The organism is Streptomyces sp. NBC_00250 (assembly GCF_036192275.1).
Lineage (GTDB): Bacteria > Actinomycetota > Actinomycetes > Streptomycetales > Streptomycetaceae > Streptomyces.
Window position 1 is genome coordinate 6,265,355 of sequence record NZ_CP108088.1, and the last position, 24,535, is coordinate 6,289,889.

At 72.3% G+C, this 24,535-nt stretch carries 21 protein-coding genes; 9 read left to right on the forward strand and 12 right to left on the reverse strand.

Annotation, left to right across the window (positions count from 1 at the left end):
- The first annotated feature begins 15 nt into the window (after positions 1-15).
- From OG259_RS28285 to OG259_RS28300, 4 genes are all read left to right on the forward strand, one after another.
- Positions 16-438 carry an organic hydroperoxide resistance protein gene (locus tag OG259_RS28285; RefSeq protein WP_266891541.1) on the forward strand — a complete coding sequence of 141 codons (423 nt, stop codon included), beginning with the start codon at positions 16-18 and terminating at the stop codon, positions 436-438.
- A 121-nt stretch (positions 439-559) separates the two neighbouring features.
- Entirely contained in the window at positions 560-2,218 is a 1,659-nt protein-coding gene (locus OG259_RS28290) for a serine/threonine-protein kinase (protein ID WP_328944814.1), read from the forward strand.
- A 28-nt stretch (positions 2,219-2,246) separates the two neighbouring features.
- Positions 2,247-3,086, forward strand: a complete 840-nt coding sequence (locus OG259_RS28295; protein ID WP_328944815.1) for an EI24 domain-containing protein — start codon at positions 2,247-2,249, stop codon at positions 3,084-3,086.
- A 13-nt stretch (positions 3,087-3,099) separates the two neighbouring features.
- The gene (locus tag OG259_RS28300) at positions 3,100-3,924 is read left to right on the forward strand and encodes a pectate lyase (protein ID WP_328944816.1); all 825 of its coding nucleotides are present in this window, start codon (positions 3,100-3,102) and stop codon (positions 3,922-3,924) included.
- Between the two features lie 153 nt (positions 3,925-4,077).
- On the opposite strand, the gene OG259_RS28305 is transcribed toward OG259_RS28300, so the two are convergent.
- From OG259_RS28305 to OG259_RS28315, 3 genes are all read right to left on the reverse strand, one after another.
- Positions 4,078-5,697 (reverse strand): sodium/solute symporter, encoded by a 1,620-nt coding sequence (locus OG259_RS28305; protein WP_328944817.1) that lies wholly within the window; start codon positions 5,695-5,697, stop codon positions 4,078-4,080.
- Complete coding sequence (locus OG259_RS28310) at positions 5,694-6,290, reverse strand: DUF485 domain-containing protein (RefSeq protein ID WP_328944818.1); 597 nt, start codon at positions 6,288-6,290, stop codon at positions 5,694-5,696. The genes OG259_RS28305 and OG259_RS28310 overlap by 4 nt, the downstream gene beginning before the upstream one ends.
- Positions 6,291-6,586: 296 nt before the next feature.
- The gene (locus tag OG259_RS28315) at positions 6,587-7,549 is read right to left on the reverse strand and encodes a LysR family transcriptional regulator (RefSeq protein ID WP_328944819.1); all 963 of its coding nucleotides are present in this window, start codon (positions 7,547-7,549) and stop codon (positions 6,587-6,589) included.
- 146 nt (positions 7,550-7,695) lie between these two features.
- Here OG259_RS28315 and OG259_RS28320 point away from each other — a divergent pair, with 146 nt between their 5' ends.
- A complete protein-coding gene (locus tag OG259_RS28320; RefSeq protein ID WP_328944820.1) occupies positions 7,696-9,888 on the forward strand; it encodes a M4 family metallopeptidase in 2,193 nt (730 codons plus the stop codon).
- Between the two features lie 104 nt (positions 9,889-9,992).
- Here OG259_RS28320 and OG259_RS28325 read toward each other — a convergent pair whose 3' ends face one another.
- Positions 9,993-10,706: a carbon-nitrogen hydrolase family protein gene (locus tag OG259_RS28325; RefSeq protein ID WP_328944821.1), complete on the reverse strand. Its 714-nt coding sequence runs from the start codon at positions 10,704-10,706 to the stop codon at positions 9,993-9,995.
- The gene (locus OG259_RS28330; protein ID WP_328944822.1) at positions 10,703-11,623 is read right to left on the reverse strand and encodes a LysR family transcriptional regulator; all 921 of its coding nucleotides are present in this window, start codon (positions 11,621-11,623) and stop codon (positions 10,703-10,705) included. The genes OG259_RS28325 and OG259_RS28330 overlap by 4 nt, the downstream gene beginning before the upstream one ends.
- 58 nt (positions 11,624-11,681) lie before the next feature.
- Here OG259_RS28330 and OG259_RS28335 point away from each other — a divergent pair, with 58 nt between their 5' ends.
- Positions 11,682-12,569: an NAD(P)-dependent oxidoreductase gene (locus OG259_RS28335; RefSeq protein WP_328944823.1), complete on the forward strand. Its 888-nt coding sequence runs from the start codon at positions 11,682-11,684 to the stop codon at positions 12,567-12,569.
- A 223-nt stretch (positions 12,570-12,792) separates the two neighbouring features.
- Here OG259_RS28335 and OG259_RS28340 read toward each other — a convergent pair whose 3' ends face one another.
- Positions 12,793-13,368: a TetR/AcrR family transcriptional regulator gene (locus OG259_RS28340; protein WP_328944824.1), complete on the reverse strand. Its 576-nt coding sequence runs from the start codon at positions 13,366-13,368 to the stop codon at positions 12,793-12,795.
- A 152-nt stretch (positions 13,369-13,520) separates the two neighbouring features.
- Here OG259_RS28340 and OG259_RS28345 point away from each other — a divergent pair, with 152 nt between their 5' ends.
- Positions 13,521-15,980: a beta-glucosidase family protein gene (locus tag OG259_RS28345; protein ID WP_328944825.1), complete on the forward strand. Its 2,460-nt coding sequence runs from the start codon at positions 13,521-13,523 to the stop codon at positions 15,978-15,980.
- Positions 15,981-16,041: 61 nt separating this feature from the next.
- On the opposite strand, the gene OG259_RS28350 is transcribed toward OG259_RS28345, so the two are convergent.
- Positions 16,042-16,959 carry an SGNH/GDSL hydrolase family protein gene (locus tag OG259_RS28350; protein ID WP_328944826.1) on the reverse strand — a complete coding sequence of 306 codons (918 nt, stop codon included), beginning with the start codon at positions 16,957-16,959 and terminating at the stop codon, positions 16,042-16,044.
- Positions 16,960-17,218: 259 nt separating this feature from the next.
- Between OG259_RS28350 and OG259_RS28355 the strand changes: the two genes are divergently transcribed.
- Both OG259_RS28355 and OG259_RS28360 read left to right on the forward strand, forming a co-directional pair.
- On the forward strand, positions 17,219-17,713 hold the full coding sequence (locus OG259_RS28355) for a DUF3145 domain-containing protein (RefSeq protein WP_266891520.1): 495 nt from the start codon (positions 17,219-17,221) through the stop codon (positions 17,711-17,713).
- A 66-nt stretch (positions 17,714-17,779) separates the two neighbouring features.
- Positions 17,780-19,315: an outer membrane protein assembly factor BamB family protein gene (locus OG259_RS28360; RefSeq protein WP_328944827.1), complete on the forward strand. Its 1,536-nt coding sequence runs from the start codon at positions 17,780-17,782 to the stop codon at positions 19,313-19,315.
- 69 nt (positions 19,316-19,384) lie between these two features.
- Here OG259_RS28360 and fabF read toward each other — a convergent pair whose 3' ends face one another.
- The 5 genes from fabF to OG259_RS28385 all read right to left on the reverse strand — a co-directional run bounded on the left by fabF (position 19,385) and on the right by OG259_RS28385 (position 24,294).
- Positions 19,385-20,647 carry a beta-ketoacyl-ACP synthase II gene (gene fabF, locus OG259_RS28365; protein WP_328944828.1) on the reverse strand — a complete coding sequence of 421 codons (1,263 nt, stop codon included), beginning with the start codon at positions 20,645-20,647 and terminating at the stop codon, positions 19,385-19,387.
- Positions 20,648-20,726: 79 nt separating this feature from the next.
- The gene (locus OG259_RS28370; RefSeq protein WP_030220891.1) at positions 20,727-20,975 is read right to left on the reverse strand and encodes an acyl carrier protein; all 249 of its coding nucleotides are present in this window, start codon (positions 20,973-20,975) and stop codon (positions 20,727-20,729) included.
- Between the two features lie 56 nt (positions 20,976-21,031).
- Positions 21,032-22,063, reverse strand: a complete 1,032-nt coding sequence (locus OG259_RS28375; protein ID WP_328944829.1) for a ketoacyl-ACP synthase III — start codon at positions 22,061-22,063, stop codon at positions 21,032-21,034.
- An 18-nt stretch (positions 22,064-22,081) separates the two neighbouring features.
- Positions 22,082-23,023, reverse strand: coding sequence for an ACP S-malonyltransferase (locus OG259_RS28380; RefSeq protein WP_328944830.1), 942 nt, complete (start codon positions 23,021-23,023; stop codon positions 22,082-22,084).
- Between the two features lie 89 nt (positions 23,024-23,112).
- On the reverse strand, positions 23,113-24,294 hold the full coding sequence (locus OG259_RS28385; RefSeq protein WP_030321855.1) for a PucR family transcriptional regulator: 1,182 nt from the start codon (positions 24,292-24,294) through the stop codon (positions 23,113-23,115).
- Positions 24,295-24,535 lie beyond the last annotated feature (241 nt).

The following is a 24,535-nucleotide window of genomic DNA, read 5'->3' on the forward strand; positions in this document are numbered from 1 at the left end:
AAGGAAGTACCTCGCATGTCGATCCAGCACTCCGACGTCCTCTACACCGCCGTCGCCACCGCCGAGAACGGGCGTGACGGCCGTGTCGCCACCGACGACGGCCAGCTCGACGTCGTCGTGAACCCGCCCAAGGCCATGGGCGGCTCCGGCGCGGGCACCAACCCCGAGCAGCTCTTCGCGGCGGGCTACAGCGCCTGCTTCCAGGGCGCGCTCGGCGTCGTCGCCCGTAACGAGAACGCCGACATCTCCGGCTCGACGGTCACCGCCGAGGTCGGCATCGGCAAGAACGACGACGGCTTCGGCATCATCGTCAAGATCTCGGCGACCATCCCGAACGTGGACGTCGAGACGGCCAAGAGCCTGATCGAGAAGGCCCACCAGGTCTGCCCGTACTCGAAGGCGACCCGCGGCAACATCACGGTCGAGCTCGCCGTCTGAGCCCTGGCGCGCTGCACCGACAGCACCGAACGAGGACCGCACCCCTCCCGGGGGTGCGGTCCTCGCTGTGTACGGGACCGCTTGCGGCATCATGGCGGTGTCCGGGGGACAGGGGGAGCCGATGGTGGCGTACGACGGGTCGGGGCAGGCCGGCCAGGAGCTGATCGGCGGTCGCTACCGCCTGGGCGAGCGGCTCGGCCAGGGCGGGACGGGAGTCGTCCGGCGGGCCACCGACGAGCTCCTCGGCCGCCCGGTCGCGGTCAAGACCCTCACCTTCGACACGGACGCGGACCCGGCGGGCGCCCTCCGGGAGGCCCGGGTCGTCGCCCGTGTCCGCCATCCCCATGTGATCGTCGTCCACGACGTCGTCGAGCACCACGGCCGCCCCGCCCTGGTCATGGAGCTGGTCGACGGAGGGTCGCTCGCCGACCGCCTCGCCGCGCCCGACGGCGTCCTGTCCGTACGGGAGACCGCCCGTCTCGGCCTCGCCCTGCTCGACGCGCTGTCCGCGGCCCACGCACATGACGTACTGCACCGGGACGTGAAGCCCGCCAACGTCCTCCTGGAGAAGGGCACCGGCCGGGCGGTCCTCACCGACTTCGGCATCGCCAGCCTCCCCGGCGCCACCACCCTCAGCGGCACCGGAGTCTTCGTCGGCACCCCCGAGTACACCGCGCCGGAACGCATGCGGGGCGAGGAGGCGGGACCGGCCGCCGACCTGTGGTCGCTCGGCGCGCTGCTGTGCGCGGCGGCGACGGGCACCTCGCCGTTCCGCCGGGACTCGATCGGGGCCGTGCTGCACGCGGTCGTGTACGGGGAGATCAGGCCGTCCGAGCGCCTCGGCCCCCTCCTGCCGGTCGTCCACGGACTCCTGGAGCGCGACCCGGACCGGCGCCTGGACGCCGCGGAGGCCCGCCGGCTGCTCACCGCCTGCCTGGACCGCGAAACCGTCGACGCTTCCGAGCCCGACACTCCCCGGGTCGACACCCCCCGGCTTGCCGCTCCCCGGGTCGACATCCCCCGGCTTGCCGCTGCCCGGGTCGACACCCCTCGGCCCGACGTTCCCCGGCTCGACACCCCCCGCCTCGACACCCCGGCGGTACGGGACCCGGCCGGTGCCGCCGGTCCGGCCCCGGGCGAGGCCGCCGCCGGCCGCCGGGGAGCCCTCGCGCTGCCCGTCGTCGCGGCGGTCGTCGCCGCCTGTGTCGCCGCCGTGACGGTCGCCGTGCTGCTCGCCGTCCGCGACGGCCGGACGCCGGAGGCCGGGCCCGCCGACCCCACCCGTACGACCGCTCCCGCCGCCGGGCCCCTGCCCGCCGGGTACACGGCGGTCGCCGACGAGCGCGGCTTCACCCTGGCCGTGCCGACCGGGGCGACCCGCTCGACCGACGGCGAGCGGGTCTTCTACACGACGGCCGACGGGGCCGTCTGGGTCGGGATCAGGATCCGGGCGATCCCCGCCGACGGGGCCATCGGCGCGATGCGCACCGCCGACGCGAGCGGCCCGCGCAACAACCCGGGATACCGGGACAGCGAGGTGGGGGAGACCCGGCACAAGGGGCTGCCCGCCGCCCGCTGGGAGTTCACCTGGAACGGCTTCACCGCCGCCGAGGGCCCCCGGCGCACCGTCGACCTCTGCTGGGAGCAGGCCGGGACGCTGTACGACGTGTGGGCGTCGGCCCCGGTGGGCCGGGCGGCCGAGGCCCGCGCCCATCTCGACGCGGCGCTCGACTCCTTCCGTACGTCCGGCGGTACGCCTGGTGGGACGCCCCGCGGCTGACCGGGACCCCACCGATAAAGTGACCCCCATGCGCGATCTCGGGGTGGGTTTCAAGTACCTGGTACAGGGCCAGAAGTGGGTCGGACAGCACGGGCGGTGGTTCGGTTTCGGGCTGCTTCCCGGCCTCGTGACCCTCGTGCTCTACGTGGGCGCGCTCGTCGGTCTCGGCTACGGCGCCGACGACCTGGTCGCCTGGGCGACCCCCTTCGCCGACGACTGGACGTCTCCCTGGCTCGGGATGTTCCGCGGCACCCTGACCGCTCTGGTCGTCGCCCTCGGACTGTTCCTCGCGGTCATCACCTTCACCGCCGTGACCCTGCTCGTCGGCCAGCCCTTCTACGAGTCGCTCTCCGAGGAGGTCGACCGCAGCGAGGGCGGCGAGGTGCCCGAGTCCGGGCTTCCGCTCTGGCGCGAGCTGTGGATCTCGGCCCGCGACAGCCTGCGGGTCCTGCTGCGGGTCGCGTTCTACGGCATCCTCCTCTTCGCCTGCGGGTTCATCCCGGTGGTCGGCCAGACCGTCGTCCCCGTCATCGGCTTCTGCGTCTCCGGCTTCTTCCTCGCCGAGGAGCTGACGGCGGTCGCGTTCCAGCGCCGGGGCGTCGAGCTCAAGGAGCGGCTCCAGCTGCTTCGCGGGCGCCGGATGGCCGTCCTCGGCTTCGGCGTTCCGCTGACGCTCGCCTTCATCGTGCCCTTCGTGGCCGTCTTCCTGATGCCGGGAGCCGTCGCCGGGGCGACCCTGATGGCCCGCGAGCTGGGCGGCGAGACCGGCGGCGGCGACCGGGACGAGGACTCCCGGGAAAATGATCACTCGCGCGGCAACCTTCCTTCCTCCGGTGGCGACCAGGAGGTGCACCACCTCCCCCACTGAAGGAAGAAGAATCATGACGTCAGCGTCACACAAGCGGAAGACAGGCCGTCGACGGGCGATCATCGGCGGCCTGAGCGCCCTCGGTGTCACCGGGGCGGCGATCGTGACCACGACCCTGCTCGCCCCGGCGGGCGCCGCGAGCGCCCTGCCCGCCTGGCCGCAGGCGAAGGGCAGCAAGCCGGTCCCCGCCTCGATCGAGGTCTCCGGCACCTACGACGGCAGGCTCCAGCGCTTCTACGGCACCGGTGAGCTCGGCTCGGACGGCCAGGACGAGAGCCAGAAGCCGGTCTTCGTCCTCAAGGACGGCGCGACGCTCAAGAACGTGATCATCGGCTCCCCGGCCGCCGACGGCGTCCACTGCCTCGGCAGCTGCACCCTGCAGAACGTCTGGTGGGAGAACGTCGGCGAGGACGCCGCCACCTTCAAGGGCACCTCGACGTCCTCGGTGTACGCGGTCCACGGCGGCGGCGCGAAGAGCGCGTCCGACAAGGTCTTCCAGTTCAACGGCGCGGGCAAGCTGGTCGTGACCAGGTTCCAGGTCTCCGACTTCGGCAAGCTCGTCCGCTCCTGCGGCAACTGCAAGAAGCAGTACACGCGCACGATCCTGATCAACGACGTCGACGTCACCACCCCGGGCAAGTCGATCGTCGGCGTCAACGCCAACTACGGCGACACCGCCACCCTCCGGAACATCCGCGTCCACGGCGACACCAAGAAGAAGATCAAGCCGTGCACCCGCTTCACCGGCAACAACACCGGCAAGGAGCCCAAGGAGATCGGCACCGGAGCGGACGGCACCACCTGCCGCTACTCCGCCGGGGACCTCTCGTACGACTAGGGTCTTTCGTTTGGATCAGGCCGGATCGGTGGGCGGGCACCAGCGCACGCGAGCCGGGCGAGATCCGGACGAGAGGCTCTGGGCACCTCGGGACAGCCGAAGGGCGCCCGGCCTGGAACTTCGGGCCGGGCGCCCTTTCGTCGGGCGTGCGCGTCAGGACGCGGAGGCGCTGTTCGCCGCGGGTGTGCCGGCCAGGATCGTCTCCTCCACCGCTTCGTACCGCATGCGCTGGTCGGCCGGGTCACGTTCGCGGAGCACCGTGCCGAGCCAGCCCGCGAGGAAGCCCAGCGGGGCCGAGAGGATGCCCGAGGTGGTGAACGGGAACCAGTTGAAGTCCTCGTCCGGGAAGATCGCCTGGGGCGATCCGGACACCAGGTTGCTGCCGGTCATGAGGATGAACGCGGAGGCACTGCCCACGATGAGGGTGCAGAGCAGTCCCGTACGGGAGTAGCGGCGCCAGAAGAGGCTGTAGATGAGGGCCGGTGCGACCGCGGACGCGCCGATGCAGAACGACAGGGTGAGCAGTGCCTGAAGGTTCAGATGCCGTGCACCGGCGGCGACCGCGATCGCCACGAACCCGACGCCCGCCGCGGCGGTCCGGGCGATGGCCATCTCCGTGGAGCCCTTCAGCTGCGCCTTGCGGCGCAACCCGTGCGTGATGAGGTCGTGCGCCAGGGTGTTGGCGCAGGCGAGGGTGATCCCGGCGACCGAGGCCAGCAGGGTGAGGAAGATGGCTGTCGACACGGCCGTGAACAGCAGTGTCTCGACGGTCGTCTGGTCCGTGCCCATGACGGCCTGGCTGACCATGAGGAACGCTGTCTTGCCCTGCGGGTCGCCGGCGACGATCCCCTGGTGGCCGACGATCGCCGCCGCGCCGAAGCCGATGACGGCGATCAGCACACAGGTCACGACGACGGTCGACACGGCCCAGGACATCGAGCGCCGCACGGCTGCCGCGCTGCGCGCGGTGAACATGCGCATGGTGATCTGCGGCAGCACCGCGGCGCCGAGCACGACCGTCAACTGAGTGCTGATCATGTCGAGTTCGTTGCCGCCGAACTGCAGACCGGAGGCGAGATAGGCGTCTCCCGCCCCGCTGCCGCGCTTGGCGGCGTCCAGCAGGGAGGGCAGGCTGAAGTCGAAGCGGTGGAGGATGAGCGCGGCGATCGCGAGGGACGCGCCGAGCAGGGCGACGGTCTTGACGATCTGGATGAAGGCGGTGCCCTTCATGCCGCCGATCGCCGCGTACGCGATCATCAGCAGGCCCAGGAACACGATCGCCCCGGTCTTGAAGCCGTCGGAGTCGAAGCCGAGGACGACGGAGAGGAGATCGCCGGCGCCCGCGAGCTGGAAGATCACCAGCGGCAGCAGTGCGATCAGGGTGACCGCGGCCGTGGTGATCCGCACGGCGGGGCCGGGGAGGCGCCGGGTGAAGACGTCACCGATCGTGAACCGGCCGGCGTTGCGCAGCGGTTCGGCGAGCAGGAACATCATCAGGACCAGCGAGAGCGCGGTGCTCAGGGCGAGCGTGACGCCGTCGTAGCCGACGAGCGCGATGATGCCGATGGTGCCGAGCACGGTGCCGGCGGAGATGTAGTCGCCGGCGATCGCGAGGCCGCTCTGCACGGGGGAGAGCGAGCGGTAGCCGGTGTAGAAATCGCCCAGGTCTTCACGATCGGGGCCGGTCATCACGCACAGCAGCAGCGTGACGGTGATGACCGCGATGAAGGCCATCAGCGACATGGTCTGGGCCTCGGAGCTGAAGCTGGTCATGCGCGCGCACCTCCGGTGGGCTGCTGCCACACGGGGCGTCCGGAGCGGCTCGGCCGTTCCGGCCGGGGCGCGGCTGCCGCCTGCTCGGCGCGTTCGCGGATCGCCGCGGCGAGCGGGTCGACGTGGTTGCGCGCCATCCGCTCGTACAGCGCGATCGCAGCCAGCGCCACGGGCAGCTGGAGGAGCCCCAGGACCAGACCGGTGGTGAGACCACCGGCGATGCTGCTGGTCATCATCGAGGGGGCGAAGCCGGACAGGAGAAGGAAGATGACGAAGTAGCCGAGCGCGGTGAAGGTGGCGACACGGCGGAGCCTGCGGTAAGCCGATCCGAGCCGGTGCAGATCATCACGATCGTCGGTGGCGGCGGGCGGTTGCGGCTGCGGGGACGCGTCCCAGGACTGCTGCGCGGAGTCCCAGCCCTGCGGCGAGGAGTCCCACGCTCGCGGGGACGAGTCCCAGGATGCCTGTGGATCGGTGTCCCAGGACGGCGATCCACTCTCCCAGGAATGCGACGCCGCCTCTTGGCGGTGTCGCCCGGCGTTCCGGTGCTGGGGTACGGGCGGTGGGCCGGGGAAAGGCTGGTGGTACGACATCGATCTTGCTCCTTGCCGCCCCGGGGACCGGGCGGGTGGCGCTGGTGGTCCGCGTACGTTACTCATGGGTATAGCCCTTGCGTAAGGGGGTTTCCGACCGCTCGGTATGTCGGTTCGGTGACGATCCTGTGCGCGTGGCGACGAAACCGGCTGTAACCCCCGTCGTGGATCTTTCCGCAGGTCACGGGTGAGTCTCGGGCCGCCCGCCACCGCGACCGGGGGCATCTCCCCGCAGGACTCCGGCGGGACCTCGGTGTCCTCGCGGCCGGTGTGCGCACCCGGTCCCCGGCGTCGTCTCAGGCGTCGAGGACCGGGTGCAGCTCCGGCCGCGCGTCCCACCACTCCCGGTAGAAGGCGTTGTTGTCGACGTTCGCCAGATAGGCGTGGACCGCCGCCCGGTACAGCAGCTCCGCCTGTCGGGCGGGGACCGCCGCCTTGTTCCAGGCGAGCCGGATCCGCCCCAGGACCGGGTCGCCCTCCAGGGGGCGCAGGACCGTGCCCTCCGCGTACGGGGCCGTCGGCTGGCTCATGGAGATCGCCCGGCCCGAGGCGATCAGGTCGTAGTGCATCTTCCGGTCGGCGACCCGGTGCCGCAGCGAGGGCGTGAACCCGGCCTTCGCGCAGGCGGCGACCAGCGCCTCGGGCCCGCCGTCGTCGTCCTCCACCAGCGTCATCCAGGACTCGCCGGCCAGCTCGGCCAGGGCGATCCGCTCCTTCCCGGCGAGCGGGTGCGCGGCGGACAGGCGCACGCAGAAGGGCTCCTTGGGGACCAGGGTCCTGGCGGTGGTGCCCTCCGGCAGGGCCACCTCGTGCTCGTTGACCTCCCCGTACAGCACGGCGTCGTACCGTCCCGCGCCGAGTCGCCGGGTCAGTGTGGTCGCCGAGTGCTCCACGGTCACCGAGATGTCCTGACCCGCCAGCACCCGCTCCAGCTGCCCGAGCAGCCCGTCGACCAGGACGAGCAGGATGCAGCCGAGACGCAGCGGGGAGCCGGGGGCGACGGCCCGCGCCCCGGCCGCGAGCGCGTCCATCTCACCGAGCACGAGCCGCGCCTTGGAGAGCACGAACTCGCCCAGCGGAGTGGGCTCCACACCCCGCCGGCCACGGGTGAACAGCTCCCCGCCCGCGACCCGTTCGATGCGCCGGAGCTGCGCGGAGAGCGCCGGCTGGGAGACCCCGAGCCGGCCGGCGGCGCGTCCCAGACTGCCCGCTTCCGCTATCCGGCAGACGGCTTCGAGATGCCTCAACTCCAGCTGCATTTCAGCAGCGTACGCAGCACCGCGCGGCCGCACCATAACCCGCGTCTTATGCCGGATGAGATGTCCCGAACCAGTCATGTCCACGCCCATACTCGGCGCGACGATCCGTCTCCCCCACCACGATCCCACCCCGATCGGAGCAGACGTTGCACCCCAGCAGAATCACGGCGGCCGTGGCCGCCCTGGCGCTCTCGGCGAGCCTCGCGACCGCCCTCGCCGGTACCGCCACCGCCACCGCGGCCCCGCAGGCGCAGCCCGTACCCCCGGGCCACGGCAAGTCCCTCGCGCTCGCCGCCGCCGACGGCGCCGCGGCCAGCGGCCTGGACGAGCTGCGGCACGGCGCCGACGAGGACCTCGTCCGGACGTCCGTCACCCCCTGGACGAACGGCCTGTACTACGCCTCGTACGAGCGCACCTACCGCGGCCTGCCGGTCGTCGGCGGCGACGCCGTCGTCGTCTCCGACAGCTCCGGCAAGGTCCGCGAGGTCACCGGCGCCCCGGCGCCCGCCATCAGGATCTCCACCAAGGCCAAGGTGGCCGCCGCCTCGGCGCTCGCCACCGCCCGCAAGCAGCTGGCCTCGGTGGAGAGCGCGAGCGCCCCCGAACTGACCGTGCTCCTCAAGGGCGGCAAGGCCGTCCTGACCTGGCACACCCTGGTCATCGGCCGGACCGCGCAGGACACTCCGAGCTCCCTCGACACCTACGTCGACGCACGCACCGGATCGGTGGCCCGGGCCACCGACAAGATCCTGCACGCCGACGGCCGCGGCTACCACAACGGCAACGTCACCATCGACACCGCCGCGAGCTCCATGACCGACACCAGCCGCGGCGGCTTCAAGTGCGGCGGGCAGAACGGCAGCGCGTACACGGGCTCCTCGCCCTGGGGCAACAACGGCGCCAACGACCTGGTGACCGCCTGCGTCGACATCATGTACGCGGCGCAGAAGGAACACTCCATGCTCAAGGAGTGGTTCGGCTACAACGGCCAGAACGGCCAGGGCGGCATGGTCCCGGCCCGCGCCGGACTCTCCGAGGTCAACGCGTACTACGACGGCACGAAGACGACCTACGGGCGGGCCCAGACCGGCTCGAACCAGCTCACCGGCATCGACGTCGTGGCGCACGAGTACGGCCACGAGATCTTCGACCGGACCCCGGGCAGCGCCGGCTCCTCCAACGAGAACGGCGGGCTCAACGAGTCCACCGGCGACATCTTCGGCGCGCTCACCGAGCACTACGCCAACAACCCGAACGACACTCCGGACTACACGGTCGGCGAGAAGGTCAACTTCTTCGGCGACGGCAAGCCGATCCGGAACATGTACAACCCCTCGCTCGTCGGCAACGACCCCAACTGCTACCCCCAGTTGAGCTCGGGCACCGAGGTGCACGCGGCGGCCGGACCGCAGAACCACTGGTTCTACCTGCTCGCCGAGGGCTCCAACCCGGGCGGCGGCAAGCCCAACAGCCCCATATGTTCCGGCGGTCCGTCCTCCGTGACCGGCATCGGCATCCAGAAGGCCGGCAAGGTCTTCATGGGCGCCCTGCTGATGAAGACCTCCTCCTGGAACCACCTCGCCGCCCGCAAGGCGACCCTGACCAGCGCCAAGAACACCTACGGCAGCGTCGAGTGCAACGCGGTGAAGGCGGCCTGGAACGCGATCGGCGTCCCCGCCCAGTCCGGTGAGACCGACTGCGGCGGCACCACCACCCCGGACTTCTCGCTCGCCCTGAACCCGTCCTCGGGCTCGGTCCAGGCCGGTGCCTCCGTCACCTCCACCGTGAACACCAGCACCACCGGCGGCAGCGCGCAGACCGTCCAGCTCTCCGCGAGCGGCGCCCCGAGCGGCGTCACGGTCTCCTTCAGCCCGGCGTCGGTGACCTCCGGCAACGCGTCGACGATGACCGTGCAGGTCGCGTCGGGCACGGCCAACGGCACCTACCCGATCACCGTCACCGGTACGGGCTCGGCCACCCACACCGTCACCTACCAGCTGTCGGTCGGCACCACGACTCCGCCCACCGGCTGTGACAACACCGAGTACAGCTACCAGGGCAGCCTGACCTCCGGCCAGACCGCGGCCCAGCCGGACGGCTCGTACTACTACTCGGCGACCTCCGGTACCCACGTGGGCTGCCTGCGCGGCCCGGCCGGCGCCGACTTCGACCTCTACCTGCAGAAGTGGAACGGGTCGGGCTGGGTGGACGTGGCCGTCGGCGGCACCGAGGCGGCCGATGAGGACACCAGCTACTACGGCTCCGCGGGCTACTACCGGTACCTGGTCCACGCGTACAGCGGCTCCGGCGCGTACACGCTGGGCCTGAGCGCCCCGTAACGGGGGCGGGGCACGCCGTCACGGACCGGGGGTTCCGTGGCGACGGCCCCGGAGCCGGGCGGCCGAACGTCCCACGGCCGCCCGGCTCTTCTCCGTACCCCGGCTCAGCCGATCTCGGCGAGCACGAACCCCTGCTTCTCCGGGCCCGCGTCGGCGATCCGCCCGCCGTCCGGGCCCCAGACCCCGGCGGCGCCGCCGCCCACGCCGTCCTCGTTGACCCCGAGGACATTGCCGAGCACCACGTACAGACCGAAGTCCCGGGCCCGTACCGGATACACCGTCTCGAACGAGTCGTTGTCGGCGGCGAGCACCGAACTCGCCAGATACGCCGCGCAGTTGTCGGCGGCGGCACGCTCGGCCAGCTCGGGGAAACGGTTGTCGTAGCAGGTGGCCGTCGCGAACCGGACCCCGTCGAGCGCGAACCGGCCGTCGGTCGTGCCCGGCGCGAAGACCTCCTTCTCGATCCCGTACAGGTGCTGCTTGTCGTAGCGGGCGAGGAGTTCACCGTCCGGGCCGATGACAAGGGACGTGACCGCGGGGCGGCCGTCCGACGTCCGCACCGGGCCGTTGACGACGGCCGCCGCAGAGACCTCGCGGCAGGCCTCCCGTACGGGTTCCAGGCGAGGGTCGTCCTCGGTGAGGACCAGACCGGGGGTGTCCCGGATCAGGGACGGCTCGTACCCGCTGAGGCAGAGCTCGGCGAAGACGACCACGCGGGCGCCTTCCGCCCCGGCGGCCCTGACCAGACCGGCGACGGTTCGGACGTTGGCGGCGATGTCCCCGGCGACCGGGGCGAACTGGGTGGCTGCGACGATCATGCGCCCATCATCCCGTCCGGCCGCGAGACCGTCGCCTCCGCCGTCTCCCGCAGCAGCCCCAGGAAGGCCGTCGCCGCCGCGCTCGGCGTCGGCGGGGTCGCCGCGCAGACCCGGCGGTACGGGACGTCGTCCGGGTGGATCGTGACGAGCACGACCTCCCGGGGGACGGACGCCGCGGCGAGCGCCGGTACGAGCGTGATGCCGAGACCGGCGGCGACCGCCCCGAGCTTGGCGATCCAGTCGTGCGCGAGCAGCCCGGTACGAGGCCGGAACCCGGCGGCGACGGCCGGGCGGAACAGGGTGTCCTCCAGCCGCTCGGCGCCCACGATCCACTCCTCGTCGGCCAGCTCGGCCAGCCGAACCGCCCGCCGGCCCGCCTGCGGATGGCCCCGTTCCAGGGCCACCAGCATCGGCTCGTCCAGGAGGTGGTGGAGCGTCACGCCCTCCGGCGGGGGAGCGGCCAGGGCCGGGGCGACCACCGCGAGGTCCTGATCCCCGGCGGCGAGCTGCGCCAGATGCTTCACGGACGGGCCCTCGGTGCGGGTGACGGTCACCCCCGGATGCCGGGCGCGGAACACGGCCTGCGTACGGGGGACGAGCGCCGCGTTGGCGCTGGAGAACGAGCCGAGCCGGAGCAGCCCGCCCTCCAGGGTGCGCAGCGCCTCGAGGTCGGCCCGGGCCGCGAGGAGCCGGTCCCGTACGGCCTCGGCGTGCGGCAGCAGCACCCGGCCCGCCTCGGTGGGCCGCACCCCGCGCGGCAGCCGCTCGAACAGCACGGCGCCCGTCTCGTCCTCCAGGGCCTGGACCTGGCGCGAGACGGCGGACTGGGTGTACCCGAGGGTGCGGGCGGCAGCGGTGAAGGACCCCTCGCGGGCGACGGCGAGGAAGACCTCGTACAGGACATGACCGTTCGGCATGGATGCCATGCTAGACATTCGCTTGTCGCATGGGACGGTCATGCCTAGCGTCGTCCTCATGAACACCACGGACAGCACGGACAGCACGGACAGCACGGACAGCACGGACAGCACGGTCGGCACGGCCGGCTCGGACGCCACGGACAGCGCGGCCGGCTCGCGACAGAGGATCGCCTTCCTCGGCCTCGGTTCCATGGGTCTCCCGATGGCCCGCCGACTCCTGGACGCCGGACACCCGTTGACCGTCTGGAACCGCACGGCCGCCAAGGCCGACGCGCTGGTCGCGGGCGGCGCCGTCCGTGCCGGGAGCCCCGCCGACGCGGTCCGGGAGGCCGATGTCGTCATCACCATGCTGGCGGATCCGGCCGCCGCCCTCGCCGTCGCCGACGCCATCCTTCCGGCACTGCGCCCCGGCACCCACTGGATCGACACCTCGACCGTCGGCCCCGACACCGTCGGCGTCCTGGCCGCCCGGCTCCCCGACGGGGTCACCCTGATCGACGCGCCCGTCATGGGCAGCGTGGACCGGGCCGCCACGGGCGAGCTGCTGATCCTCGCGGGTGGTGACACCGCCCCCGTCGCCGCCGTCCTCGACCGTCTGGGCGCGGTCACGGCGTGCGGCGGACCCGGTGGCGGGGCCGCCCTCAAACTCGTCCTCATCAACGCCGTCATCGGTGGGGTCGCGCTGATCGGGGAGGCCCTCGCGCTCGCCGGAGCGCTCGGCCTGCCCCGCGAACTCGCCCTGCGGACCCTCGCCCAGGGGCCCCTCTCCGGCGCCGTGGCCCGCGCCACCGCCACCGGCTCGTACTTCCCGGTCGCCCTCGCGGCCAAGGACGTGGCCCTGGCGACGGCGGCGGCGAAGCTCCCCGTCCTGGAATCCGTCCACCGCGCCCTCACCGAGGACCCGTCCCTGCTCGGCGAGGACCTGGCGGCCGTTGTTCGCTAGCGGCCCACCGGCGGACACCTTCTAGAATCCGCCCAGCGGCGTCGCGCGCGATGCCGCAGGGTGCGGGGCCGTGGCAGAGCACGGTCGATTGCGAATCCGGGCGGCGGAGGTTCCCCGTGCCCGGGGCGAGCGGCCGGTCGCCGGACCTGGCGGCCGGACCCCGCGGGTTCGAATCCCGTCGGCCCCGCACCCGAACTCCCTCCCGTGGCGCCCGAGTCGGCGGCTACGGCCGCTCCTCGCCCCCGTGCAGCAGACGCAGGAAGTCCCGGAAGGCGGCCGGCATGTCCACCGCCGAGGGGTCCAGGAGCCACTGGTACTGCAGCCCGTCCATCACCGCGGTCAGGAGCGGCGCCGCACGCTCCGGGCTCAGCCCGCTCGGCAGCCGGTCGCCGAACTCCAGGCGCAGCACCTGCGCCATGTTCGCCCGCACCTGCGTGTAGCGCTCGGTGAAGAAGGCGCGCGCCGGGTGCTCGTCCGTGACGCTCTCGCCGAGCAGCGCGGAGAAGGTCTGGACGATCCCGGGCCGCATCGCGTTGTACTCGACGAGCGATTCGAGCAGGTCGAGCCGCCAGCCCTCACGGTCCCGGCCGCCGCTCGTGTCCCAGCGGTCGCGCTCCTCCAGGACGGCGACGAGCAGCGCCTCCTTGGTCGGGAAGTAGTGCAGCAGTCCCTGCTGGGTGAGGCCGACCCGTTCGGCGACGGAGCCGAGGGTCGCGCCCCGGTAGCCGCGCTCGGCGATCACTTCGAGGGCGGCGCGGAGGATCTCCGCCCGCCGTTCCTCGCTCCTGGCCCGCACCATCGCCGTGGCCCCCTCTCCGGTCGTCGCTTCCGACAGGACCGTACCCCCTCCGTAAAAATAACAAACGGATAACATCACCTACCGATCTACAGGTAAGTGGGTGCACGATGGGGTCATCGGGGTCAGCAGTACGTCACCAAGGAGGTACGGCCATGACGGAGACCGGCGCGGACACGGCACGGGCAGGGGCGGACGCGGCACGGGAGGAGGTCGTCGAGGCGGCGCTCGCCAAGCTCGACCTGGACTCCAAGACCCGGCTGCTCGGCGGCCAGGACATGTGGTCCCTGACCGCCCTGCCGGAGATCGGCCTGCGGTCCCTGGTCATGTCCGACGGCCCCATCGGCGTCCGAGGTGTCCGCTGGACCGCCGACGACCCGTCCGTCGCCCTGCCGTCCCCGACCGCGCTCGCCGCCGCCTGGGACCCCGACCTCGCCCGCCGCGCCGGCCGCCTCCTCGCCCAGGAGGCCCGCCGCAAGGGCGTCCACGTGCTGCTCGCGCCGACCGTCAACCTGCACCGCACCCCGCTCGGCGGCCGCCACTTCGAGGCCTACAGCGAGGACCCGTACCTCACCGGCGCCATCGGCACCGGCTACGTCCAGGGCGTCCAGGACGGCGGCGTCGGCACCACCGTCAAGCACTTCGTCGCCAACGACGCCGAGACCGACCGCTTCACCGTCGACAACAGGATCGCCCCGCGCCCCCTCCGCGAGCTCTACCTCGCCCCCTTCGAAGCCATCGTCAAGAACGCCCACCCCTGGGGCATCATGACCGCCTACAACCAGGTCAACGGCATGACCATGACCGAGCACCACCACCTGGTCAACGAGGTCCTGCGCGGCGAGTGGGGCTTCGACGGCTACAACGTCTCCGACTGGATGGCAGCCCGCTCCACCACCGGCGACATCGAGGGCGGCCTCGACGTCGCCATGCCCGGCCCGGCCACCGTCTACGGCGAGGCCCTCGCCGCCGCCGTCCGCGCAGGCGAGGTCGAGGAGTCCACCGTCGACACCGCCGTACGCAACGTCCTGCGGCTCGCCGCCCGCGTCGGCGCCCTCGAAGGCGCCCCGCCGGTCGTCGCCGAACCCCCGGCCGCCCTCGACGGCGACGCCCTCGCCCGCGAGATCGCCCGCCGCGGCTTCGTCCTCGTGCGCAACGAGAACGAGGCCCTCCCGCTGCGGCCCGGGACCGTCGCCCTCTCCGGCGCGGCCGCCCGCGACGCCCGCGTCCTCGGCGGCGGCTCCGCCCAGGTCTTCCCCGACCACGTCGTCTCGCCGCTCGACGGCCTCACCGCAGCCCTTCCCGAGGGTGCGCTCACCTTCACCGTCGGAGCCGACCCCAGCGACGAACTCGCCCCCGCCGACCATGGATTCACCCTCCGCGCCCGCTGCCGCGACGCCGAGGGCCGCCTCCTCGGCGAGGGCTCCCTGCCCAACGGGCAGGTCCAGTGGATCGGCGACGACCTCCCGGCCGGGGTCACCCACGAGGCCCTCGCCTCCATCGAGGTCGTCGGCACCTTCACCCCGCGCGAGGCCGGCGAGCACTCCTTCGGCACCCGCGGCCTCGGCGCCTACACCCTCGCCGTCGCCGGCGAGACCCTCTTCGAGGGCGTCCAGGCGATGGGCCCCGAGAGCGACCCCTTCGAAGCCTTCTTCGGCTCCCCGGTCGAGCGCGCCAAGGTCGCGCTCACCGCCGGCGAGACCGTCGAGGTGTCCCTGCTGCACACCCTCGACAAGGAGTTCGCGGCCCCGCTGCCGGCCGTCATGTTCTCCTTCGTCCACCTCGGTCCGCGCCGTCACCCCGACGAACTGATCGCCGAGGCCGTCGAGGCGGCCCGCGCCGCCGACACCGCCGTCGTGGTCGTCGCCACCACCGAACGCGTCGAGTCCGAGGGCTTCGACCGCAAGGACCTCGCCCTCCCCGGCCACCAGGACGACCTCGTACGGGCCGTCGCCGCCGCCAACCCGAACACCGTCGTGGTGGTCAACGCCGGCTCCCCGGTCGAGCTGCCCTGGCGCGAGGACGTCGCGGCGATCCTGCTCAGCTGGTTCCCCGGCCAGGAGGGCGGCGACGCGCTCGCCGACGTCCTCACCGGCGCCGAGGAGCCCGGCGGCCGCCTCCCCACCACCTGGCCCGGCACCCTCGCCGACGTCCCGGTCACCGACGTCACCCCGGCCGAGGGCGAACTCGCCTACAGCGAGGGGATCTTCGTCGGCTACCGCGCCTGGGACCGGGTCGGGGAGGCCCCCGCGTACGTCTTCGGCCACGGCCTCGGCTACACGACCTGGTCGTACGACTCGCTGGACGTCACCCCGACGTCGGCGAAGGTCCGGCTCACCAACACCGGGGACCGCCCCGGCCGCGAGGTCGTCCAGATCTACCTGGCGCCGCGGCCCGTGCGCGGCCCCGACCGCCCCGACCGCTGGCTGGCCGGGTTCGCGAGCGTCGGGGCCGGACCCGGCGAGACCGTCGAGACCGAGATCGCGCTGCCCCGCCGCGCCTTCGAGATCTGGGACGAGCGGAAGGCAGACTGGGCCCTCGTCCCCGGCGGCTACGAGGTACGGGCCGCCCACTCCCTCGCCGACGTCCGCCTGAGGGCCACCCTGGAGATCTGAGGTCCCCGACGACCCTCATGACCGGCCCCGGGGCGGCACCTGACAACCGCCCCGGGGTCCCTCACTCCTTCGTGATCCGCCGGTACGCGAGCTCCGCGAGCCGCGCCTGCCCGTCCTTGCTCGGATGGAAGAAGTCCCAGGGGCTCAACTGGCCCTCGTCGAAACGGAAACCGAAGACCGCCCCGCCGTCGTAACGGCAGCGCTCGTCCTCGGCGCACACCTCCGAGAGCACCCGGTTGTACGCCACCACCCGGTCCTGCACCTCGGCGCGCCGCCGGTCCGCCGCGGCACTCAGGTCCTCGGCGTCCGTCAGCATCGCGCCGCAGATCCCCAGCTTCCACACCTCGAGGCCCATCGGGCTGACCCGCCCCGTCGACCACAGATGCATCAGGGACGGCACGCTCGCCACGTACACCTGCGCCTTCGGAGCGCCCTTCCGCAGCCGCGCGAGGGCCGTCTCGAAGGAGGTCCGGAAGTCGGCGACCGGCGTCATCAGGTCCGGGGTGGGACGGCAGGCGTCGTTGGCGCCCATCATCACCGTGACCAGCTCGGGCCGTTCGGCCGCCGCGCCGGCCATCTGCTCCGGAAGCTCCGCCATCCGCGCGCCCGTCCGCGCCAGGTTCCAGCTGCGGGTGGCCACCTTCTCCGGGCCGAGGAGGCGCAGCGCGAGGCTGTTCACGGTGGTGTCCGTGCCGGTCGCCCAGGAGACCTCGGGGCAGTCCGTCAGGACCGAACAGGCGTCGAAGGCGCGGGTGACGGAGTCGCCGACGGCCGCGACGGAAGCGGGGGAGACGTCCCACAGCGGGGACGGCCTCGGGGTCGGCTTCGACGGCGGTTTCGGAGTCGGCTTCGACGTCGATCTCGCCGTCGTGCCGTTCGCCGTGGGCTCCCCGGCGGTGCAGCCGGACAGGGCCCCCGCGCACAGCAGCGCCGCCGTCGCGGCGGCGACAGCGGTACGAAATCTGCTTCGGCCGCGCATCCCCGGCCCCTCCTTCGGCGTCCTGGCGGGTGAAAGCTTCGTGTTCACCCGCCCCCGGACCGACCGTACGTCACACCGATGACGGTGCGGCACGGTAGCTTTTCCCCCGTCGAACCAGAGGCACCTTTGCCGACCGGCTCCGGTAAATTACATCACGTCACATCCTGTCCCCTTTTTGATGGTTTGTGACGTTTTGCTCCTGATGCTGTTTACTGAGGCCGCTGGGAAAGGCGAACCTCGTCCCACACTGGAGGTCCCGGTGACGACACGTGGAGTCCTGTACGTTCACTCCGCACCGCGCGCGCTGTGCCCGCACGTCGAATGGGCGGTCGCGGGTGTCCTCGGTGCGAGGGTCCAGCTCGACTGGATCCGCCAGCCGGCGTCCCCCGGCACCTGGAGAGCCGAGTTCTCCTGGCAGGGCCGTACCGGCACCGCCTCCGAACTCGCCTCCGCACTGCGCGGCTGGCAGATGCTCCGCTTCGAGGTCACCGCGGAGCCCTGCCCCACCGCCGAGGGCGAGCGCTACAGCGCCACCCCCGACCTGGGCATCTTTCACGCCGTCACCGGCATGCACGGGGACATCCTGGTCCCCGAGGACCGGCTGCGGGCCGCCCTCGCGCGCTCCGCGCAGGGCGAGACGCAGCTGGAGGCCGAGATCGCCAAGCTCCTCGGAAAGCCCTGGGACGACGAACTGGAGCCCTTCCGGTACGCGGGCGAGGGAGCCCCGGTGCGCTGGCTGCACCAGGTCGTCTGAAGGGCCGTCATCGACGCGCGGTAGATTCCGCCCGGGCGGGCAGGGGGCACGCCGGGCGGGAGAGAAGTGACGCGAGAAGGTACGGCGCCGGTCAAGGCCGCCGTTCTGCTGTCGGGCGCCGCGTTCGGCGCCGCGGCGGCCTTCCTGGGGGCCGGGGTCGTCGCGGGTTCCTGGCCGAGGGGCTGGGCGGCGCTCACGTGCGCGCTGGTCCTGGTGGCGCTAGGGGTGACGGGTCTGGTGACCGGGCGGCAGAACCGTACGGTCCCGGATTCGGCTTCCGTCCCGGACGACTCCCCGGCCCTGGCCAAGGCCGACACCGCCGGGCCTTCCGGTCGGTCCTCGGCTCTGGTGGTCGGAGTCGTCTGGCTGCTGGCGCTCGCGGCCGCCGGTACCTGGGGCCTGGTGGCGGCGGGCGACGACGACGGCGACGAGCAGGGCCGGGCGTCCGGCAAACCCGCCGCCCCGTCCTCGGCCCCGCCGTCCCGGGGCAGGCCCACGGTCGCGTGGACCGTCCCGGCCGTCGGAGCGAAGCACGACCGAGGCGTGGGCGCCTGGGCCCTCGGCGAGACCGTGGCGCAGGGCCGGCTCGACGGACTGTCCGCGTACGACTCCGCCGACGGCACCGTGCGCTGGAAGGTTCCCGCGCCGACCCGCGAGGGCCTCTGCGGGATGTCCCCCGACACCGATCAGGGCATCGGACTGATCGCCCACGCCCGCCACGGCCGGCCGTGCGCGACCCTCCTCGCCGTCCGAACCTCCGACGGCAAGGTCCTGTGGCGCACGAGCCTCACCGGCAAGGGCCTCCTCGCCCGCGGCCTCGCCGTCGGCGGCGGTACCGCCGTCACCGCCGAGGACGGCGCCGTCCGTGGCCGCTCCGGTGAGACGGGCGAACAGCGCTGGCAGCGGGCGCTCGCCGAGGACTGCCGGGTCCTGGCCGTGGACTCGGACGCCACCCGTACCCTCGTCGCCGAACAGTGCGGCAAGGGCGCGCGGCTCGTCGCCCTGGACACCCGTACCGGCGCACAGCGGTGGCTCCGGGAGCTGCCCGTCGAGTCGAGGGCCGACGCCTCGGTGGTCTCCGTCTCACCCGTCGTCGTCGCCGTCGACGAGGACGACCCGCGCGGCACCCACGCCTTCCTGGGCTTCGACGACAAGGGCGCGCCGACGGCGACGATCCCGTTCACCGGGCCCGAAGGCGAACTCTCCTGGCAGGGCGGCCCGGGCAGCGGCGACGTCACCCGGCCACTCGTCCGTGACGGGCACCTGATCACCCTGGCGGAGCGGGAGGACATCGTGCCCCATCACGTCGTCGCGTACTCCCTCGCGGACGGCCGGAAGGCGTGGGTGTACCACTCCGATGAGCAGAAGGCGGCGCTGGCGACGGCGGCGGACGGAGTCATCGCGGTCCTCGAGGGCTACGGCCGGGCCAGGATCGTGCTGCTCGACCCCGCCACGGGCAAGGCCGGCACGGTGATCGCCCCGGAGAGCCCGAAGACGCAACTCTCCATAGAGCCCGAACTCCTCGCCGCCCCCGGCGGACGGTACGTCGTCGTCAACCACATCCTGATGGACGCGGAACCCTCGGCGTTCGCCCTGCGCTGAGGCCCCAGGACACGCCGGAGGCCCACCCCCCGCTGAGGGGGTGGGCCTCCGGCATGCGTCAGTGCGAGGTCAGATCGTGCGGAACGCCAGGACCACGTTGTGGCCGCCGAAGCCGAAGCTGTTGTTGATCGCGGCGATCGTGCCCTGCGGGAGTTCGCGGGGCACGTCGCGGACGATGTCCGCGTCGACGTCCGCGTCCAGTTCGTCGATGTTGATCGTCGGCGGGGCCAGGCGGTGGTGGAGCGCCAGGACCGTCGCGACGGTCTCGATGCCGCCCGCGCCGCCGAGGAGGTGGCCGGTCATCGACTTCGTCGCGGAGATCGCGACGTGGTCCAGGTCGTCGCCCAGGACCTTCCGCAGCGCCTTGATCTCGGCGACGTCACCCTGCGGCGTCGACGTGGCGTGCGCGTTGAGGTGGACGACCTCGGACGGCTTGAGGTCGGTCGCGTCGAGCAGGTTCTGCATCGCGGCGGCGATGCCACGGCCGGTCGGCTCGGGCTGCGCGATGTGGTGGCTGTCGGCCGACAGACCCTGACCGAGGACCTCGCAGTAGATACGCGCGCCGCGCGCCTTCGCGTGCTCCTCGGACTCCAGGATCACGACTCCCGCGCCCTCGCCGAGCACGAAGCCGTCGCGGCCGGTGTCGTAGGGACGCGAGGCCTTCGTCGGCTCGTCGTTGTTCTTGGACATCGCCATCATGTTGGCGAAGGCGGCGATCGGCAGCGGGTGGATCGCGGCCTCGGTACCGCCGGCGACGACCACGTCGGCACGGCCGGTACGGATCATCTCGACGGCGTAGCCGATCGCCTCGGCACCCGACGCACACGCCGAGACCGGGGTGTGGACGCCCGCCCGGGCGTTCACCTCGAGGCCCACGTTGGCGGAGGGGCTGTTCGGCATGAGCATGGGCACGGTGTGCGGGGAGACGCGGCGAACGCCCTTCTCCTTCAGCACGTCGTACTGGTCGAGCAGAGTCGTGACGCCGCCGATGCCGGAGGCGATGACGGAACCGAGCCGCTCGGGCACGATCTTCTCGTCCTCGCCGGCAGGGGCGGTGTAGCCCGCGTCGGCCCAGGCCTCACGGGCCGCGATCAGCGCGAACTGCGCCGAGCGGTCCAGCTTGCGGGCGAGCGGGCGGGGCAGGACGTCACCGGGGTCGACGGCGGCGGTCGCGGCGATCTGCACGGGCAGTTCGGCGAAGCGCTCGCCCTCCAGGGGCTTGACGCCGGAGCGCCCCGCGAGAAGACCTTCCCAGGTCGACGCGGAGTCGCCACCCAGCGGTGTGGTTGCGCCGATACCGGTGACGACCACGGTGCGATTGGTCGAGCTCACAGGAATTCGTTCTCCATGTGTGTGATGGTCGGAATACGGCGCCACCGCCGGGTGGCGGACCGAGTCAGCGAGGGCCGAATCAGGCCTGGTGCTTCAGGATGTAGTCGGCAGCGTCGCCAACCGTCTTGAGGTTCTTGACGTCCTCGTCCGGGATCTTGACGTCGAAGCGCTCTTCGGCGGCGACGACGACCTCGACCATGGAGAGCGAGTCGACGTCCAGGTCGTCGGTGAACGACTTGCCCAGCTCGACGTCCTCGACCGGGATGCCGGCGATCTCGTTGACGATCTCGGCGAGGCCTTCGACGATCTGGTCCTGGGTGGCGGCCATGGTGGCGCTCCTTCTTGTGATTACTTGGGAAAAGGCTTCCGGAAGAACCGGAGTGCCTAGGGGAGGGTAACGACCGTCGCGGCGAAGACGAGACCCGCCCCGAAGCCGATGATGAGCGCCGTGTCGCCGCTCTTCGCCTTGCCGGTGGCGAGGAGTCGCTCCATGGCGAGCGGAATCGAGGCGGCCGACGTGTTGCCGGTGGTCTCGACGTCACGGGCGACCGTGACGTGCTCGGGCAGCTTCAGCGTCTTCACCATCGAATCGATGATCCGCATGTTCGCCTGGTGCGGGATGAAGACGTCCAGGTCGTCCGCCGAGATGCCGGCGGCGTCCAGGGCCTGCTGGGCGACCTTCGCCATCTCGAAGACGGCCCAGCGGAAGACCGCCTGACCCTCCTGCGTGATCGCGGGGAACTTGATCTCGCCCGCTTCGTTGAGCGGCAGCTTCGAGACATCGCCGACGTGGAACTCGTTCCACGGCACGGTCTGCTTGATCGTCTCGGACTTGTCGCCCTCGGAACCCCAGACGGTGGGGCCGATGTGCGGCTCGTCCGAGGGACCGACGACCACGGCGCCGGCGCCGTCGCCGAACAGGAAGGCCGTCGCGCGGTCCTCCAGATCCGTCAGGTCGCTGAGCCGCTCGACACCGATGACGAGGACGTACTCCGCGGACCCCTCGACGATCATGCCCTTGGCGAGCGTCAGGCCGTAGCCGAAGCCCGCGCAGCCGGCGGAGATGTCGAACGCGGCCGGCTTCCCGGCGCCGATCTTGTCGGCGATCTCGGTGGCGACGGCCGGGGTCTGCTTGAAGTGCGAGACCGTGGAGACGACCACGGCGCCGATCTGCTCCGGGGTGATCCCGGCGTCGGCGATGGCCTTGCCGGAGGCCTCCACCGACATGGCGGTGACGGTCTCCTCCGGGGAGGCCCAGTGGCGGGTGGAGATGCCGGAGCGCGAGCGGATCCACTCGTCGGACGAGTCGATCGTCTCGAGGATCACCTCGTTCGGCACGACCCGGGTGGGGCGGTAGCCGCCGACACCGAGGATCCGTGCGTACGGGGCGCCCTTGCTGGGCTTGATCTTCGACATGCTTCTCGACACTCCTTGTCAGACGGCCGCGTGCTCAGCGATGAGCGTACGGGCCGCGTCGAGGTCGTCGGGAGTCTTGAGGGCGACCGTGGCCACGCCCGGCAGGGCGCGCTTGGCGATGCCGGTCAGGGTGCCGCCGGGGCACACCTCGATCAGCGCGGTCGCGCCGAGCGCCTGGAAGGTCTCCATGCACAGGTCCCAGCGGACCGGGTTCGCGACCTGGCCGACGAGACGGGCCACGACCTCGGCGCCGTCGGCGACGACCTGCCCGTCCTTGTTGGACACGTAGCGGACGGTCGGGGCGGCCGGGGACAGCTCCTTCGCCGCCGCTTCCAGCTTCGCCACGGCCGGGGCCATGTGGTGGGTGTGGAAGGCACCGGCGACCTTGAGCGCGACGACCCGGCGGACACCCTCGGGCTTGTCCGCCTCCAGGGCGGCCAGCTGCTCCATGGTGCCGGCGGCCACGATCTGGCCCGCGCCGTTCACGTTGGCCGGGGTCAGGCCGAGCTTCTTGAGGTGCGGGACGCTCACCTCGGGGTCGCCGCCGAGCAGCGCCGACATACCGGTCTCGGTGATCGCGGCGGCCTCGGCCATCGCGAGACCGCGGGTCCGGACGAGACGCAGCGCGGCGGTGTCGTCGAGGACGCCCGCGAACACGGCGGCGGTGAACTCACCGACGCTGTGACCGGCGACGACGCCGGCGACGCCCGCCGCCTTCGCGGCGGAGGACCCGTCGCCGAGCGCGGCGGCGGACAGCAGGCCGGCGGCGACGAGGAGCGGCTGGGCCACGGCGGTGTCACGGATCTCGTCCGCGTCCGCCTTCGTGCCGTAGTGGGCGAGGTCGAGCCCGATGGCGTCCGACCAGGCCGCGATGCGGTCGGCGGCGCCGGGGAGTTCGAGCCAGGGAGTCAGGAAGCCGGGCGTCTGAGCGCCTTGGCCGGGAGCGACGAGTACGAGCACCCTCACACTCTCTCTTGGGGACGGCTCCGAGCGCCCGTGGGGACAGGGACGAAGAACCGTCGGGGGAATTGTTGGTGTTCGACAAAAGTCTAGGACTGCTGATCTCCGTCGGCCAAGCGCCCCAGAATCAGCGCGATCCGCAGCGTGAACGCGGAACGTACATCGGAGGGTGACCAGCCGGTGACGTCGGTCACACGTCGAAGCCGGTAGCGCACGGTGTTGGGGTGCACGAACAACATCCGGGCCGCGCCTTCCAGGCTGCTGGCCTGCTCCAGATAGACACTGAGAGTTTCGAGGAGCGCCGAGCCCGCTTCCTCCAGCGGTCTGTAGATCTCCTCCACCAGCTGCTCGCGCGCCGAAGGGTCGGAGGCGATGGCGCGCTCCGGCAGGAGATCGTCCGCGAGGACCGGGCGGGGGGCGTCCTGCCAGGCCGAGCAGGCCTTCAGACCCGCCGCGGCGGCCTGCGCGGAGCGGGTCGCGGCCAGCAGATCGGGGACGACGGGGCCCGCGACGACCGGGCCCGCGGCATACGGGCCGATCAGGGCCTTGGCCACGGCCAGCGGATTGTCGTTGCCGCCGGCGATGACGACCAGACGGTTGCCGAGGACACCGGTGAGGACCTGGAGCTTGGCGTGGCGGGCCGCGCGGCGGATCGCCTCCACGGTGAGCTCGCTGTCGCCGTCGGGGGCCGTACCGAGGATCACGCACACATGGTCCGGGGAGTTCCAGCCGAGCGCCGCCGCACGCGAGACCGCGCCCTCGTCGGCCTCGCCGGAGAGGACCGCGTTCACCACGAGCGACTCCAGGCGCGCGTCCCAGGCGCCCCGTGCCTCGGCGGCCTGCGCGTACACCTGGGCCGTCGCGAAGGCGATCTCCCGGGCGTAGACGAGGAGCGCCTCGCGGAGGATGGACTCGTCGCCGGGGGCGGCGACCTCCTCGATCGCCGTCTCCATGACCTCGATGGTGGTGCGCACCATCTCCACGGTCTGGCGCAGGGTGATCGCGCGGGTCAGCTCGCGGGGCGCGGTGCCGAAGACGTCCGTCGAGATGGCCTGCGGGGTCTCCGGGTGCCGGAACCACTCGGTGAACGCGGCGATACCGGCCTGGGCGACCAGACCGATCCACGACCGGTTCTCGGGCGGCATCGCCCGGTACCAGGGCAGCGTCTCGTCCATGCGGGCAATGGCGTTGGCGGCGAGCCGCCCGGAGGACTGTTCGAGGCGCTTCAGGGTCGCGGCGTGCGGGTGAGGGGCGTTCGTGGGTTCTGGCACGTGGACAAGACTGCCTTATCGGGACGGCAGTGTGCGGGGTCGGGGCGGGTTCGCCTCCGGCCGGTTCCGGGTTCGCCCTCGGGCCGTGGTCCGGGTTCGCCCTCGCGCCGTGGTCCCGCCGGGCTCTCGCGCTGTGGCCCGGCCGGGCCCTCGCGCTGTGGCCCGGCCGGGCCCTCGCGCCGTGGTCCGGCCGCGCCTCGCGTCGGCGCCCGGCGCGCGGGGAGGCCGCACTACCGTAGGG

What these genes read in the sequence shown, in the direction of transcription:
- OG259_RS28345 (WP_328944825.1), top strand. Translation starts at nt 13,521, where the DNA reads ATGACGGAGACCGGCGCGGACACGGCACGGGCAGGGGCGGACGCGGCA.
- OG259_RS28315 (WP_328944819.1), bottom strand. Translation starts at nt 7,549, where the DNA reads ATGCAGCTGGAGTTGAGGCATCTCGAAGCCGTCTGCCGGATAGCGGAA.
- OG259_RS28370 (WP_030220891.1), bottom strand. Translation starts at nt 20,975, where the DNA reads ATGGCCGCCACCCAGGACCAGATCGTCGAAGGCCTCGCCGAGATCGTC.
- OG259_RS28325 (WP_328944821.1), bottom strand. Translation starts at nt 10,706, where the DNA reads ATGATCGTCGCAGCCACCCAGTTCGCCCCGGTCGCCGGGGACATCGCC.
- OG259_RS28290 (WP_328944814.1), top strand. Translation starts at nt 560, where the DNA reads ATGGTGGCGTACGACGGGTCGGGGCAGGCCGGCCAGGAGCTGATCGGC.
- OG259_RS28350 (WP_328944826.1), bottom strand. Translation starts at nt 16,959, where the DNA reads ATGCGCGGCCGAAGCAGATTTCGTACCGCTGTCGCCGCCGCGACGGCG.
- OG259_RS28300 (WP_328944816.1), top strand. Translation starts at nt 3,100, where the DNA reads ATGACGTCAGCGTCACACAAGCGGAAGACAGGCCGTCGACGGGCGATC.
- OG259_RS28305 (WP_328944817.1), bottom strand. Translation starts at nt 5,697, where the DNA reads ATGACCAGCTTCAGCTCCGAGGCCCAGACCATGTCGCTGATGGCCTTC.
- OG259_RS28295 (WP_328944815.1), top strand. Translation starts at nt 2,247, where the DNA reads ATGCGCGATCTCGGGGTGGGTTTCAAGTACCTGGTACAGGGCCAGAAG.
- OG259_RS28330 (WP_328944822.1), bottom strand. Translation starts at nt 11,623, where the DNA reads ATGCCGAACGGTCATGTCCTGTACGAGGTCTTCCTCGCCGTCGCCCGC.
- OG259_RS28335 (WP_328944823.1), top strand. Translation starts at nt 11,682, where the DNA reads ATGAACACCACGGACAGCACGGACAGCACGGACAGCACGGACAGCACG.
- OG259_RS28340 (WP_328944824.1), bottom strand. Translation starts at nt 13,368, where the DNA reads ATGGTGCGGGCCAGGAGCGAGGAACGGCGGGCGGAGATCCTCCGCGCC.
- OG259_RS28375 (WP_328944829.1), bottom strand. Translation starts at nt 22,063, where the DNA reads ATGTCGAAGATCAAGCCCAGCAAGGGCGCCCCGTACGCACGGATCCTC.
- OG259_RS28310 (WP_328944818.1), bottom strand. Translation starts at nt 6,290, where the DNA reads ATGTCGTACCACCAGCCTTTCCCCGGCCCACCGCCCGTACCCCAGCAC.
- OG259_RS28285 (WP_266891541.1), top strand. Translation starts at nt 16, where the DNA reads ATGTCGATCCAGCACTCCGACGTCCTCTACACCGCCGTCGCCACCGCC.